General features: G+C 66.7%; 1 pseudogene. It reads right to left on the minus strand.

Going from position 1 to position 255, the window contains the following annotated elements:
- Window positions 1-43: 43 nt before the first annotated feature.
- Window positions 44-255, minus strand: a pseudogene (locus SB717_RS37720) (hypothetical protein); the annotation flags it as partial.

Here is a 255-nt window from a genome sequence, read left to right on the forward strand (position 1 = left end):
GGCTGCGGGGCGTTCGAGGTGACGATGGCCTTCTTCTCGGCAGTCATTTTTCTCCTTGGGTGTGGGATGGGTGAGGTTGTGCGGCGCGGATGCCCCCGCCGGGGGTTGCACCAGTCAGCCGGCCTTCCGCGAGGACGCGGGTGCCGGACACCAGAACATCATCGATGCCCTCGGCGAGGGCGAGAGGCTCATCATAGGTCGAGCGATCGCGGACGGTCTGCGGATCCACGATCGCGATATCCGCGATGGCGCCGG

The organism is Priestia sp. SIMBA_032, from assembly GCF_046535215.1.
GTDB classification, from domain to species: Bacteria; Bacillota; Bacilli; order Bacillales; family Bacillaceae_H; genus Priestia; species Priestia aryabhattai.